This window comes from Micrococcus sp. Mcc28 (assembly GCF_024519775.1).
GTDB classification, from domain to species: Bacteria; Actinomycetota; Actinomycetes; order Actinomycetales; family Micrococcaceae; genus Micrococcus; species Micrococcus luteus.
Map to the genome: position 1 here is coordinate 38,806 of NZ_JALJRH010000013.1, position 12,835 is coordinate 51,640.

General features: G+C 75.2%; 16 protein-coding genes. 10 read left to right on the plus strand and 6 right to left on the minus strand.

Features of this window, described 5'->3' with window-relative positions; all coding sequences use genetic code 11:
* Window positions 1–33 precede the first annotated feature (33 nt).
* The gene (locus NR073_RS08265) at window positions 34–786 is read right to left on the minus strand and encodes a LysM peptidoglycan-binding domain-containing protein (RefSeq protein ID WP_152743415.1); all 753 of its coding nucleotides are present in this window, start codon (window positions 784–786) and stop codon (window positions 34–36) included.
* A gap of 156 nt (window positions 787–942) precedes the next feature.
* Between NR073_RS08265 and NR073_RS08270 the strand changes: the two genes are divergently transcribed.
* The gene (locus NR073_RS08270) at window positions 943–1,500 is read left to right on the plus strand and encodes a hypothetical protein (protein ID WP_036383497.1); all 558 of its coding nucleotides are present in this window, start codon (window positions 943–945) and stop codon (window positions 1,498–1,500) included.
* Between the two features lie 15 nt (window positions 1,501–1,515).
* On the opposite strand, the gene NR073_RS08275 is transcribed toward NR073_RS08270, so the two are convergent.
* Window positions 1,516–1,740, minus strand: a complete 225-nt coding sequence (locus NR073_RS08275) for a helix-turn-helix domain-containing protein (protein WP_036383499.1) — start codon at window positions 1,738–1,740, stop codon at window positions 1,516–1,518.
* 225 nt (window positions 1,741–1,965) lie between these two features.
* Between NR073_RS08275 and NR073_RS08280 the strand changes: the two genes are divergently transcribed.
* Genes NR073_RS08280 through NR073_RS08290 form a run of 3 tightly spaced genes read left to right on the plus strand, consistent with a single transcriptional unit; the run spans window position 1,966 to window position 5,677 of the window.
* Window positions 1,966–2,613 carry an SAF domain-containing protein gene (locus NR073_RS08280; protein ID WP_044659783.1) on the plus strand — a complete coding sequence of 216 codons (648 nt, stop codon included), beginning with the start codon at window positions 1,966–1,968 and terminating at the stop codon, window positions 2,611–2,613.
* A gap of 2 nt (window positions 2,614–2,615) precedes the next feature.
* On the plus strand, window positions 2,616–4,199 hold the full coding sequence (locus NR073_RS08285; RefSeq protein ID WP_044659784.1) for a tyrosine-protein kinase family protein: 1,584 nt from the start codon (window positions 2,616–2,618) through the stop codon (window positions 4,197–4,199).
* On the plus strand, window positions 4,169–5,677 hold the full coding sequence (locus NR073_RS08290; protein ID WP_044659785.1) for a sensor histidine kinase: 1,509 nt from the start codon (window positions 4,169–4,171) through the stop codon (window positions 5,675–5,677). Before NR073_RS08285 ends, NR073_RS08290 begins: the two co-directional genes overlap by 31 nt.
* A 62-nt stretch (window positions 5,678–5,739) precedes the next feature.
* On the opposite strand, the gene NR073_RS08295 is transcribed toward NR073_RS08290, so the two are convergent.
* On the minus strand, window positions 5,740–5,988 hold the full coding sequence (locus tag NR073_RS08295; RefSeq protein ID WP_002854852.1) for a WhiB family transcriptional regulator: 249 nt from the start codon (window positions 5,986–5,988) through the stop codon (window positions 5,740–5,742).
* A gap of 367 nt (window positions 5,989–6,355) precedes the next feature.
* On the opposite strand from NR073_RS08295, the gene NR073_RS08300 reads away from it, so the two are divergent.
* On the plus strand, window positions 6,356–6,832 hold the full coding sequence (locus NR073_RS08300; RefSeq protein WP_041105247.1) for a hypothetical protein: 477 nt from the start codon (window positions 6,356–6,358) through the stop codon (window positions 6,830–6,832).
* A 67-nt stretch (window positions 6,833–6,899) separates the two neighbouring features.
* On the opposite strand, the gene NR073_RS08305 is transcribed toward NR073_RS08300, so the two are convergent.
* Window positions 6,900–7,271, minus strand: coding sequence for a DUF1844 domain-containing protein (locus NR073_RS08305; RefSeq protein ID WP_036313345.1), 372 nt, complete (start codon window positions 7,269–7,271; stop codon window positions 6,900–6,902).
* A gap of 376 nt (window positions 7,272–7,647) precedes the next feature.
* On the opposite strand from NR073_RS08305, the gene infC reads away from it, so the two are divergent.
* The 4 genes from infC (at window position 7,648) to NR073_RS08325 (ending at window position 10,417) form a co-directional block, all read left to right on the plus strand.
* Entirely contained in the window at window positions 7,648–8,607 is a 960-nt protein-coding gene (gene infC / locus NR073_RS08310; RefSeq protein ID WP_205805428.1) for a translation initiation factor IF-3, read from the plus strand.
* A gap of 104 nt (window positions 8,608–8,711) precedes the next feature.
* Window positions 8,712–8,906: a 50S ribosomal protein L35 gene (rpmI, locus tag NR073_RS08315; protein WP_002853699.1), complete on the plus strand. Its 195-nt coding sequence runs from the start codon at window positions 8,712–8,714 to the stop codon at window positions 8,904–8,906.
* Window positions 8,907–8,995: 89 nt separating this feature from the next.
* Window positions 8,996–9,382, plus strand: a complete 387-nt coding sequence (gene rplT / locus NR073_RS08320; RefSeq protein WP_041105250.1) for a 50S ribosomal protein L20 — start codon at window positions 8,996–8,998, stop codon at window positions 9,380–9,382.
* A 138-nt stretch (window positions 9,383–9,520) separates the two neighbouring features.
* Window positions 9,521–10,417, plus strand: coding sequence for an RNA methyltransferase (locus NR073_RS08325; protein WP_041104199.1), 897 nt, complete (start codon window positions 9,521–9,523; stop codon window positions 10,415–10,417).
* A gap of 88 nt (window positions 10,418–10,505) precedes the next feature.
* Here the strand turns inward: NR073_RS08325 and NR073_RS08330 are convergent, their stop codons facing one another.
* Both NR073_RS08330 and NR073_RS08335 read right to left on the minus strand, forming a co-directional pair.
* Window positions 10,506–10,778 (minus strand): GlsB/YeaQ/YmgE family stress response membrane protein, encoded by a 273-nt coding sequence (locus NR073_RS08330; RefSeq protein WP_036315639.1) that lies wholly within the window; start codon window positions 10,776–10,778, stop codon window positions 10,506–10,508.
* 141 nt (window positions 10,779–10,919) lie between these two features.
* The gene (locus NR073_RS08335) at window positions 10,920–12,242 is read right to left on the minus strand and encodes an MFS transporter (RefSeq protein WP_044659789.1); all 1,323 of its coding nucleotides are present in this window, start codon (window positions 12,240–12,242) and stop codon (window positions 10,920–10,922) included.
* Window positions 12,243–12,298: 56 nt separating this feature from the next.
* Between NR073_RS08335 and NR073_RS08340 the strand changes: the two genes are divergently transcribed.
* Window positions 12,299–12,811: a (deoxy)nucleoside triphosphate pyrophosphohydrolase gene (locus tag NR073_RS08340; protein ID WP_041104197.1), complete on the plus strand. Its 513-nt coding sequence runs from the start codon at window positions 12,299–12,301 to the stop codon at window positions 12,809–12,811.
* The last annotated feature ends 24 nt before the right edge of the window (window positions 12,812–12,835 follow it).

The window sequence follows — 12,835 nt, forward strand, 5'->3', positions numbered from 1 at the left end:
GAGGCGAAGCGGGGGAGTGCAGGGTCGTGGATGTCATGGCCGTGGTCCGTCCACGCCGGCGTGCGGGGCGAACACGGGGGAGGTCAGCACGGTGCCGGGCAGCAGCAGGTGTGGGTCGTCGCCGATCACCCGCCGGTTGGCCTCGTACCAGCGGCGCCACCGGGCGTCGATCTCCCGGGGGGTCGCGTCCGGGCCGAGCTCGGCGGCGGCGAGGTGCCACAGGGAGTGGCCGCGCCGGACGGTGACGGTGGGGTGGTCCGGATCCGCACGGCCGGTGCCGGCGCCCGGCGGGGCCGGCGCCGGGGGCCGGGGCGTCCACGCGGCATCCGGCGCCGGGGCCTCGACGCCGGTGGCGTGCGCGGGGACCGCGGCCACGGCCCAGGAGGCGTCCGGCACGGGATGAGCCGCGTCCGCCCACGCGGCCGGTGCCGCGAGCAGCTGGACACCGACGACGGCACCGGCCACGCGTCCGAGCAGGGCGGGAGTGAGGCTCCGGCCCAGGCGGGCCCAGGCCGGCCGGCCCGCACGGCGCCCCAGCGCGACGAGCGCCAGCCCGGTCAGGCCCACCGCCCACCACGCGAGCAGTCCGAGCCCGGCGAGACCGGCGCCGAGGCCCAGCACGCGGGTCAGTTCCGCCGCCGGCGCGCTGGTGCCCGTCTGCAGCAGCGCCGCGGCACAGGCGAGCAGACCGGGTCCGGCCAGAAGCAGGACGGTGAGGCCGACGGCGTCCGCCGCGTCGACCGGACGGGTCGGGGCCGGGCCGGCCGGTGATGTCGAGCGCTCCATGGATTCCCCTCCTGTGCGTCCGTCCGGCCGGGATCCCGTGATCAGGCCGGTGATGATGACCACAGTGAACTGCACGGCCTGATGAGTGTCAAGAGTGATGTTTGATGATATTTGATGATGACCGATGTCCGGCGCTGAGCCTCCTATGCTGAGCGCATGCGGTGGAACGGACTCTTCGACGACCTCGAGGCGCACTGGGCCGACCTCGGCTGGCAGGAGACGGTGGCCGAGGCCGCGGAGCTGACCCGAGCGGAGTGGATGGCGCTGTCCCTGGCCGACCGCCTGCGCGGAGCCCGAGGGCGGCAGGTCCGGCTCCACCTGGCCTGGGGCGAGGTCGTGGACGGCGTGGTGCACACGGTGGGGCAGGGCTGGGTCGGCGTGCACGTCGACGGTTCGGGGTCGGCGATCGTCGCGGTGGACTGCGTGGCGGCCGTGGAGGCCGACCTGACCCGGGCCGTGGCCGCGCCCGAGCTCGCTGCGGCCGGCTGGGGGACGGTGCTGCGCGGCATCGCGCGGACGCGCCAGCCGGTGGCGGTGACGGGGCGCCTCGGCGCGGCACTGGCGGAGGGCACCGTGGACCGGGTCGGCGGCGACCACCTCGACATCGCCCGCCACCCGCGGGACGAGGCCAGGCGGGCCGCCGCCGTCCGCGGGCGGCTCGTCATCCCGTTCGGGGCGCTGGGGACGGTCCGGACCGCGCTGCGCCCCGCCTGAGCAGACCGTGTGGGCTCAGCGGGCCTGCGCGTCCGTCTCGGTCCACTCCCGGACGCGGGCGCGCGTCACTTCCTTCTGACGCTCCACGTAGTCCTCGAGCCAGGACACCTCGATGCGCCACTGACCGCGGCCCCCGACCTGGATGGCCTGCAGCTCACCCGAGCGGACCAGGGCACGGGCGGCCTGACCGGAGATGTTCAGGGTCTCCGCGACGTCGGTCAGGGTGAGAAAGCGCTGCACGGTGCTCCTTCGGTCGAGGCGTCCAGGACGGTCGCGGGCGGCCCACGACGTCGACCCATTCAACCCCGGGAACACCCGGAGGCGACACTTTTCCACAGCGTACGCGGCGGATCCGGCGATCCACGGCCCCAGTGGTTACTCTGGGCGCAGCGCGGAGGGGCCGACACCGACGGGGTGCCGGGGCCGCGGCGGCCCGAGGGGCCGGTCCGAAGGGGGGAACATCCGGTGTCCACGACCATGTCCGCGTCCGCCGAGGGCGGCCGTCTGCGCCGGCCCCGCTGGCGGGATCCCCGGCTCCTCGTCGGTCTCATGCTCGTCCTCGCCTCGATCGCCGGCGTGGTGGCGCTGGTCGCCTCCTCCCAGCGGACCGCCGCATACTGGACGGCCGCGGAGGACCTGCCCCCGGGCACGCCCATCGCGGCCGGGGACCTGCGGCCCGTGGAGGTGAACCTCAGCGAGGCCGGCGAGCGGTACCTCAGCGCCGATGCCCCGGCTCCCGAGGGGCGGATGGTCTCCGGGACGGTCCGGGCCGGCGAGCTGCTGCCTGCGGCGGCACTGGTGGACGCGGACCCGGACGGCCGTCGTCCCGTCGGGGTGGCCCTGGACGAGCCGCTGCCGTCCGGCGTGGGCGTGGGGGACCGCGTGGACGTCTGGGTGGCCATGCCCGCGGAGGGAGGCCGCGGCCATGCGGACCCGGCCCGGCTGGCCGAGGCGCTCGAGATCTCCGAGGTCACGGCGGAGCAGAGTGGCTTCGGCGGCTCGGGCACCACCCGGGTGCAGCTGCTGGCACCGGAAGAGACCCTGCCGCGCATCGTGGACGCGAAGGTCAAGGACGCGCGGGTCACCCTCGTGCCGGCCCACGGGGTGCGCTGACCGTGCGCATCGCCCTGGCCACCACCGTCCAGCCGGGCCTGGACCACATCGGCCCGCTCGAGCGGCACCAGACGGACATCACGGTCCTCCGCCGGGCCGAGGACCTCGCCGAGCTGCTCGCGATCGCCCGCTCCGGTCTCGTGGACGCGGTCCTCGTAGCCGGGGACACCGAGTCCCTCACCGCCGCCTTCCTGGAGGAGACGGCCCGGCTGCCCCGACCCGTGGGCGTGGCGGCGCTCAGCGAGGTCCGTGCCGAGCGTCGTCGCCTCCGCGGCATGGGGGTGCCCTGCGTGCGCGCCGACGCCGACCCCGAGCAGATCGCCGCCGTCGTCGTGGAGTCCGCGAGCGCGGCCGCGGAGGGCCGCCGGCCGGCGACCTCGCACGGGGAGGACGCCGACCACGCCCGGGATCACGCCGAGGACCTCGACGACCTGCCGATCACCCTGGAGACGCTCGGCGCGGACGAGGTGCCCGGCCTCACGGACCCCTGGCGCGACGCCGACGAGCCCGACGACGCCGGGCCGGGCGCCGCCCCCGCCGCGGCCACCCCCGACGACGGCCCCGCCACCGCGGGCGAGGGAGCCGACCCCGCACCCTCTCCGGAGGAGGGCGAACCGACCGCACCCGCGCGGGAGTCCCTGGTGACCGTGGTGTGGGGTCCCACCGGCGCCCCGGGACGCACCACCGTCGCCGTGAACCTCGCCGCCGAGCACGCCATGGCCGGCCGGAACACGCTGCTGGTCGACCTGGACACGTACGGCCCCGCCGTCGGTGTGCACCTGGGGCTGACGGAGGAGTCGGCCGGCGTGGCGCGGGCCGTGCGGCGGGCCGACCACGGCCGACTGGGCGCCGCCGACCTGGCGGCCGCGGGCGTCCGCGTCCGCGTCGCCGGCGCGGACCTGACGGTTCTGACGGGGCTCACCCGCGTGGACCGGTGGCCCGAGCTGCGCCCCGCCGCCGTCTCCGCGCTGATCGCGGCCGCCAGGGAACACTGGGACCGCGTGGTCGTCGACGTCGGGTTCGGTCTCGAGCAGGACGAGGAGTTGTCCTTCGACGTGCCCGCCCCACAGCGCAACGGTGCGACCCTGGCGGCGCTCGCCGCGGCCGACGAGGTCATCGCGGTCGGCGGGCCGGACGCCGTCGCGCTGCCCCGCCTGGTCCGCGGGGTCGAGGAGCTGGCGGAGGCGGCCCCGGCGGCACGGCTGCGCGTCGTGGTCAACCGGCTCCGGCCCGCCGCCGCCGGCGTCGCCCCGCGCGGGCAGGTCGAGGCCGTCTGGAACCGCTACGCCTCGCCGGCCACGCCCCTGGAGGCGTTCCTGCCGTGGGACCCGGCCGCCGCGGACCCCGCGCTGCTCGCCGGCCAGGTGCTCGCCGAGGCCGCTCCGAACAGCCCGCTGCGTCGCGCCCTCGCCACGCTGGCCGGTGTCCCTGCCCGCCCCGCCCGCCGCGGACGGCACCGCGCACGGCCCTCGCAGACCATCGCCGCCGTGTCGTCCGACGCCGCCCGCGACGCCACGGACACGGGCCGCCCGGCACGTCGCCGTACCCTGATCCCATGGTCAGTTCGCTCGCGCAGGACCCCCTGACGTCGCACCCGGACATCGGAGACGAGGACCGCGCCTGGCTGCAGCGGCTCGTGGGGGACTGGCAGCTCGTGGCAGACCTGGCGCTCGCGGACCTCGTGCTCTGGTGCCCCGTGCCCCGCCGCGACGAGGCCGGAGGGTTCGTCGCGCTCGCCCAGGTCCGGCCCTTCACCGCTCCCACCCTCTTCCACCGCGACATCGTGGGCTCGCGCGCCCGCGCGGACCTGCGGGCCGTCGTCGGGCAGACGTGGCATGGCGGGGAGCGGGCCGAGGGGGCCGGCCCCGTCGAGGCCCCGGGAGGCACGCTGCAGGTGCGTCTGTGGCCGGTGGTCCGCGCCGGGAGGGTCATCGCGGTCGTCTCCGCGCACGCGGACCCGAAAGGCCGGCCGGCGCGCTCGGTGATCGAGGAGAACTACAGCCGGACGGCCAGCACCCTGCTGGACATGATGCAGCACGGCCGCTGGCCGGCGCCCGAGGAGCCCTCCGGCCTCTGGGCGGGCGGCACGCCGCGGGTGGGGGACGGCCTCGTCGTGCTCGGGCCGGACTCGGTCGCCGAGTTCACCAGTCCCAACGCGGTCTCCGCCCTGCGCCGGCTGGGCATCGCCTCGACCCTCGAGGGGCACCGGCTCACCGACGTGCTGGCCAGCACCGAGGCCGCCCGCGTTCCCACCGACGAGGGGACGTGGGCGGTGCTCACCGGCCGGCGTGCCGGACGGCGGGAGGTGCAGTCCGGCGGGGCGTCCCTCACGGTGCGCTCCGTCCCCCTGCTCGGTCCGGACGGCTGGCAGGGGGCGCTGCTGCTGCTGCGCGACGTGACCGAGCTGCGCCGCCAGGAGCAGCGTCTGCTCACCAAGGATGCGACCATCCGCGAGATCCACCACCGCGTCAAGAACAACCTGCAGACCGTGGGATCGCTGCTGCGCATGCAGGCGCGGCGCACGTCCTCGCCCGAGGCGGAGCGTGCGCTGCGTCAGGCGATGCAGCGGGTGGACACGATCGCCCTCGTCCACCAGACGCTGAGCGAGGAGATCGAGGACCAGGTCCCCGTGGACGGTCTGCTGCAGCGGCAGTTCCGCCTGGCCGTCGAGGTGGCCGGGGACGGGCGGCCGCTGCAGGTCGCGGTCACGGGCGAGTTCGGTGAACTGCCCTCCCACGTGACCACGCCGCTGGCGCTGGTGCTCAATGAGCTGGCGGCCAACGCCGTCGAGCACGGCACGGCGCCGGGCGGTGGCTGCGTGGGCCTGCACGCCGACCGCGAGTCGACCCCCGCAGGAACGGTGCTGGTCGTGTCCGTGACGGACGGCGGCCCCGCCGCCCCCGACGGATGGGTGCCGGGGGAGTCTCCCCGCGCGGGCGAGGGATCGGGGCTCGGCCTGCGCATCGTGCACTCGCTCGTGGAGGGGGACCTGCGCGGCACCCTGCGCTGGGAGCGGTCCGACGACGGCGGCACGCGCGTCGTGCTGCGACTGCCCCTGACGTGAGCCCGGCCGGGCATGACGACGGCCCCGTCGACGAGGTTGACGGGGCCGGTGGTCCGGGTGGGTCAGGAGGCGCGGCGGGCACGCGCCGCGCGGCGCTTCATGGCGCGCCGCTCATCCTCGCTCATGCCGCCCCAGACGCCCGAGTCCTGGCCGGACTCCATGGCCCACTTCAGGCACGTGTCCACGACCTCACACGAACGGCACACCGCCTTGGCCTCCTCGATCTGCAGGAGGGCGGGGCCGGTGTTGCCCACGGGGAAGAACAGCTCCGGGTCCTTGTCCAGGCACGCTGCTTTACTGCGCCAATCCATCGGTCCGCTCACTTTCTGTCGGAAGAGCCGGAGCCCGCGGGCGCCGGTGGTCACGGCCTCCGCCGGCGGCGGGCGCGGGGGCCTGCGCGGACGACGCGCGGCACGACCGATACGGAGGGCGACCCTGGTCATTGCAACGGGGACCGCTTTCGTACGAACGCGGCCCCCGGAAATCTTTCGCGTGCCATCCTCGCACGGCCCTCACGAGTGAACAAGAGGTGAATGAGGTGCATCACCGCACCTCCCAGTGAGTCCTTGGTCACACCTATGCCCGGGGCGGCGCGTCGCCGCGGACCTGGCCCGCGCACCGCCCGGCGTACGGTGGGGGACACGTCCGTCCCCGCAGCCGTCCCGCAGGAGAGGCCCCATGGCACAGTCCCGCCGCCCCGACCCCGTCGCCCCGTCCGAGTCGTCGGGCGCCGACGCGACGACGGTCCCGCCCCGCCCCGGCCGGGGCCTGCCGGTGGCCGTCCTCGTGGTCGCCGCGGCGCTCGTGCTCGAGGCGGGCGCGCTCCTCTGGCTCGCCGTGGACGCGGTGGTGCATGCGGCGGACGGGGTGCTCCCGGCCGGCGCCCGCGTGATGCTGGTCGTCATCTACGCGCTGCTCACCCTGTGGATCCTTGCGACCGCCGTCGCCCTGCTGCGCGGTCGGGCGTGGAGCCGCGGCGCCGCCGTCGCGATCCAGCTCTTCGGTGTGCTCCTGTCCTCGTGGCTCTTCAGCGTGGACGCCGCCGCTCTGGGTGGGCCGCTGCTCGCGGTCTCCGGCGTCGCGCTGCTCACCCTCTTCACGACGCCGGTCACCCGGCATCTCACCCCCGCCCCGGAGGCCTCGACGGACGCCTGAGCCCCGCCCCGACGACGACGGCGCGCCCCCGGCCAGGGGCGCGCCGTCGTCGTCATCGGGGCCGTGGTCAGTTCACCGGGCCGGTGAACTTCTCGCCGGGGCCCTTGCCCGGGGCGTCCGGGAACGGGGAGGCCTCACGGAACGCCAGCTGCAGCGAGCGCAGGCCGTCGCGCAGCGGGCCGGCGTGCTGGCTGCCGATCTCGGGGGCCGCGGCCGTGACCAGCCCGGCGAGGGCCGTGATGAGCTTGCGGGCCTCGTCGAGATCGATGAGCTCGCGGGCGTCGGGGGAGTCGGCCAGGCCGCACTTGACGGCGGCGGCGGTCATCAGGTGCACGGCGGTGGTCGTGATGACCTCGACGGCGGGGACCTCGTGGATGTCGCGGATCTCGGCGGGGGCGTCCATGGGGGTGGCGTCCTGGGCCTGACGTTCGTCTGTCATGGTGGTAAGCTTCCCATAGACCACTCGTGGTCCGCGCACGTCCTCGTCATCCGGTGACCCCGGAGCAGGCGTGCACGGGCCAGGAGCAGCAAAGTGGAGGCCTCTCTCCCACCCGCGTCAGCAGGATGTCCGGTTCGCCCCGGGCCGAGTTGCCGGGTCGCCGGTCGGGACCGCCGCGTCGTGGCGCGCACCCCGCACCGAGGGTCCCGTCCGACGGGACCGTGTCGAGGCCTCCGTCTGCGTCCGCGCAGGGGAGGCCTTCCTCGTTTCCGAGGGTCCCTCCGGTGGGCGCGGGATCACCCGTCGTCTCGCACAGAGGAGTACCACCATCAGCGATCCCCGCATCAACGAGCGTATCCGCGTTCCGGAAGTCCGCCTGGTCGGCCCGAACGGCGAACAGGTCGGCATCGTCCGCGTCGAGGACGCCCTCCGGCTCGCCGCCGAGGCGGACCTGGATCTCGTGGAGGTGGCCCCCACGGCCAAGCCTCCGGTGTGCAAGCTGATGGATTTCGGCAAGTACAAGTACGAGGCCGCGGTGAAGGCCCGTGAGTCGCGCAAGAACCAGGTGAACACGGTCCTCAAGGAGGTCCGCTTCCGCCTGAAGATCGACAAGCACGACTACGAGACCAAGACCGGCCACGCCAAGAAGTTCCTGAGCCAGGGCGACAAGGTCAAGGCCATCATCCAGTTCCGCGGCCGTGAGCAGCAGCGTCCCGAGCTCGGCATCAAGCTGCTGCAGCAGTTCGCCGAGGACGTCGCCGAGCTGGGCACCGTCGAATCGCAGCCGCGCCAGGACGGCCGCAACATGGTGATGGTGGTCGGCCCGCTGCGCACCAAGGCCGATGCGCGCGCGGACCAGCGCAAGAACTCGGCCGAGAGCCACCGCGAGCGTCAGGGCGGCGGTTCGCGTCGCGACCAGGCCGCCCGCGAGGCCAAGGAGCGCGCCGCGCAGAAGGCGGCGTCCGACTCCGCCCCGGTGCGGAATTCGGTCGGGGACGCGTTCCCCGAGCAGCTGAAGGCCATGGCCGCCCGGACGCAGGAGAACGCCTCCGCGGCCCCGGCCGAGACGAAGCAGGCGCCGAAGACCCCGGCTCCGGCGGCTCCCCGCCCGGCCACGAAGCCGGCCTCCAGCGCCACGCCCGCATCGTCCCCGAAGCCGGCCGCGACGCCGAAGCCGCAGTCCTCGGCTGCGCCGGCTGCCACGCCGAAGCCGCGGTCCGCCGCCAAGCCGGCCGCGCCGTCGTCGGCTCCGAAGCCGGCGGCCAAGCCGATGCCGGCCCCGCCCAAGCCCGCCGCCCCCCGCGGCGGTGCCCCCAAGCCCGGTCCTCGGGCCTGACCCCCCGGGGTCGCCACAGACCAGCCCGGTCCGCACGGACCGGGGTGACCAGCACTGCCGCGCGCGCCGCGCACGGCAGCGATGAGTGAAGGAGAACGGCAGCCATGCCGAAGATGAAGACCCACAGCGGTGCCAAGAAGCGCTTCCGCGTGACCGGCTCCGGCAAGATCATGCGCCAGCAGGCGAACCGCCGCCACTACCTGGAGCACAAGTCCTCGCGCCTGACCCGCCGTCTCAAGGGCGACCAGCTCGTCTCCAAGGGCAGCATCAAGCAGATCAAGCGGATGCTCGGCATCTGACACCCCCTCCGGCCTCGCCGGAACCCCTTCCTCCTCGGCCGTGACGCGCCAGTGCGCGCCCCGGGGACCACACAGATTGGAGTACGCACGTGGCACGTGTGAAGCGGGCAGTGAACGCCCACAAGAAGCGTCGGACCATGCTGGAGCGCGCCTCCGGCTACCGCGGCCAGCGGTCTCGCCTGTACCGCAAGGCGAAGGAGCAGATGCTCCACTCGTTCACCTACAACTACCAGCACCGCCACAAGCGCAAGGGTGACTTCCGTCGCCTGTGGATCACCCGCATCAACGCGGCCGCCCGCGCCAACGGCATGACCTACAACCGCTTCATGCAGGGCCTCAAGCTGGCCGGCGTCGAGGTGGACCGCCGCATGCTGGCCGAGATCGCCGTCTCCGACGCCGCGACCTTCGCCGTGCTGGTGAAGACCGCCCGCGAGGCGCTGCCCGCGGATGTGAACGCCCCCGCCGTCTCCCGCTGAGCCGGCTCCGGGGCCCTGAGAGCCCCACCACCACGCCCCAGGCGTGAGCACCACCGCCGACGGGGCGGGTCCTCCACCGAGGCCCGCCCCGTCGGCGTCTGCGCACCCGCGCCCCGCCGAACCCGACCAGGAGAGCCCATGACCCCGCCCGCCGAGCCGCTGACCCACCCCCGCGCCGAGCGCGTCCGCGCCGTCGCCGCCCTGGCCGGCCGGCCCGCGCGACGCCGGACCGGCACGTTCCTGGTGGAGGGCCCGCAGGCGTGCCGCGAGGCGCTGCGCGCGCACCTGGGGGAGGGGCCGGCGGGCGCGGCGCGGCAGTGGCCGGCCGGTCGCGTCCTCACCCAGGTCTACGTCTCCGCCGGGCTCGCCGACCGGGACTCGGAGCTGGCGGCCCTCGTGGAGCGGGTGGCCGCCGACGGGCCCGACGGCGGCGAGCGGGTGTTCGTGCGGGAGGCCTCGGACGAGGTCCTGACGGCCATGGCGGACGCGGTGACGGGCCAGGGCGTCGTGGCCGTGGCCCGCGTCCCGGATCAGCCCGCCCTGGAGGACGCGTTCGACGGTGCGGCGCTGGCGGCCGTGCTGTGCCGCGTGCAGGACCCGGGCAACGCGGGGACGGTGCTGCGCGCGGCGGACGCCGCGGGCGCGGACGCGGTGGTGCTCACCGCCGGATCGGTGGACCCGTTCAATCCGAAGGTGGTTCGCTCCACCGCCGGGTCCCTGTTCCACCTGCCCGTGCTCGCGGGGGTGCAGGCGGAGGACGTGGCGGTGGCTGCCCGGGCGGCGGGTCTACAGGTGTGGGCCGCCGACGGCCACGGGTCCGATCGACTGGACGCCCTGTCCCCGGCGTCGCTGGGGGCGCGCACCGCCTGGCTGTTCGGCAATGAGGCCCAGGGCCTGGACGAGGCGGAGCTGGCCCTGGCGGAGCGCCGGGTGGCCGTGCCCCTCTACGGCGCCGCGGAGTCCCTGAACGTGGGCACGGCGGCCACGGTGTGCCTCTACGCCTCGGCGATGGCCTCGCCGACCACGCGGGACTGAACGCACACGCCAGAAGGGGCGGGGATCCGTGAGGATCCCCGCCCCTTCTGGGGTCGACCCGGCGGGTGCCGGGTCAGCCGATGTCAGCTCAGACGCGGGTGCCGCGGCGGCTGGTGATGGCCTGCCAGATGAAGGCCACGATGACGCCGCCGATCACAGACCAGATGAGCGTCTGCCAGCTGAACGCGTCGCCGAGCCCTTCCCCGCCGAGCAGGGTGGAGATCCAGCCACCGAGAACGGCACCCAGGAGGCCCGTGATGAGGGCACCCAGCCAGCCGGAGCCCTGTCGCCCCGGAAGAATCAGGCGAGCGATGGCACCGGCGATGAGGCCGATAATGATCCAAGCGATGATGGTGAACATGCTGATGTTCCTTTCGAGTTGCGGATGATGACGTACGGAAAGGAGCTTAGCCAAGCCGATTCCACCTGTGCCACCTCTGACGGCCCGCTACCCCTCGATCGCGAGGTCAGCCGCCCGTGGACCGAGCGCGCCGCACGCGATTCACACGGTGGCGGCGGAGGGGCCGTCGTGCGGGACGGCGCCGACGGCGGGGGTGCGTCGGACCAGCAGGAGCGCGAGGACGAGGCCGCCGAGGGCAATGGCGGCACCGATGAGCGGCGGGGTCCTCAGGGAGGCTCCGGCGCCGATCGCGGCCGCGCCGACCCAGGCCCCCATGGCGTTGGCCATGTTCAGTGCGGAGTGGTTCAGGGAGCCCGCCAACTGCGGCGCGGTGGGGGCGGAGTCCACCAGCAGCACCTGCAGGGACGGGGCGATCCCGGAGCCGCTGACGGCCACCAGGAAGAGGAAGACCACCATCACGGGCGCCCACTGCGCGGTCAGGCCGACGCCCAGAAGGAAGACGGCGCTGAGTGCGAAGCTCAGACGCAGCGTGCGCACCGGGTCGCGGTCCGTGAGGGCGCCGCCGACGAGCGTGCCGACGACCATGCCCACCCCGTAGAGGGCCAGGACGGCGGGCACCCACCGCTCATCGAGGCCGGACACCGTGGTCAGCAGGGGGGCGATGTAGGTGTAGAGGGCGAACATGCCGGCGAAGCCGAGGACGCCGACGGCCACCGTGGCCCACAGGCGCCCGGACGCCAGGCCGCGCAGCTCGCGGCGCACGGACGCCCCCTCGGGCGCCGGGACCGGCGGCACGAGCCATGCGGTGGCGGCCACGCACAGGGCCGCGCACGTCGCCACGATGACGAACATCCAGCGCCAGCCCGCGCTCTGGCCCAGGGCGGTGGCGGCCGGGACGCCGAGCACGTTGGCCACCGACAGGCCCGCCATCACCCATGCGACGGCCTGGCCACGGCGGGCGGGCCCGGCCAGGTCCGCGGCGGCCAGGGCGGCCGCCGAGAAGTAGGCCCCGTGGGGCAGGCCGCAGATGAAGCGGGCGGCCATCATGGTGGCCGCGTCCGGGGCGAGGAAGGCGGCCACGTGGCCCGCGAGGAAGAGCAGCATCAGCACGATGCTGGTGAGTCGTCGGTCCACCCGGGCGAAGGCGGCCGCCAGCAGCGGGGCGCCGACGACCACGCCGAGGGCGTACATCGAGATGAGCACGCCGCCGGCCTCCAGCCCGATGCCCAGGTCCGCCACGGCCTGGGGGAGCAGCCCCATGATCGCGAACTCCGTGGTGCCGATCGCGAAGCTGCCCAGGGCCAGCGCGAGGATGGCCGGCAGCAGACGCACGCGGCGGCCGCCCAGCAGCGCGCCGGGGCCCGTCGGCGCGGTCGGTGGGATGGACGGGTCCGGGCGCGTCGGACGCGGGGCGCGGGGGGAACGGTCGTGGGCGCCGTCGGCGGCGGGAGTGGGGGTGGGCACCGACCCAGCCTACGGACTCCGGTCTGCGGGGGCGGGGGCCTCGCTAGCCTGGGCTCATGACCTCCGCCACACCTGCTCGCCCCGTGCTCCCTGCCAGCCCGACGACGTCGCCCCGGGACGGTGCGCGACCGCGGCTGGTCGTGGGGCTCGCGCTGCTCGACGATGCGGCCGCGCCGACCCGCCTGCTGGCGGCCCGCCGCAGCGCGCCCGCCGCGCTGCGGGGACTCTGGGAGTTCCCCGGGGGCAAGGTCGAGCCGGGGGAGGGTGCCCAGGAGGCGCTGCTGCGGGAGTGTCGGGAGGAGCTCGGGGTCGCCGTGCGGCTCGGCCCCGAGGTGGCGGCGCCGGAGCCGGCCGGGTGGGAGCTGGCCAACGGCGCCCGGATGCGGGTGTTCTGGGGCGTCCTGGCGGAGGAGGGGGCGAGGCCCCGAGCCCTGCAGGACCACGATCTGCTGGCGTGGCTGCCGCTCGCCGGGCCGGGCGTGCGGCACCTGGACTGGATCCCGGCGGACCGGCCGATCGTGGCCGAGGTGCTCCGTGGCGCCGCCACGGCGTTCTCCGCGGGGCGCTGAGTCGACACGCGGCCGGCCGCGCCC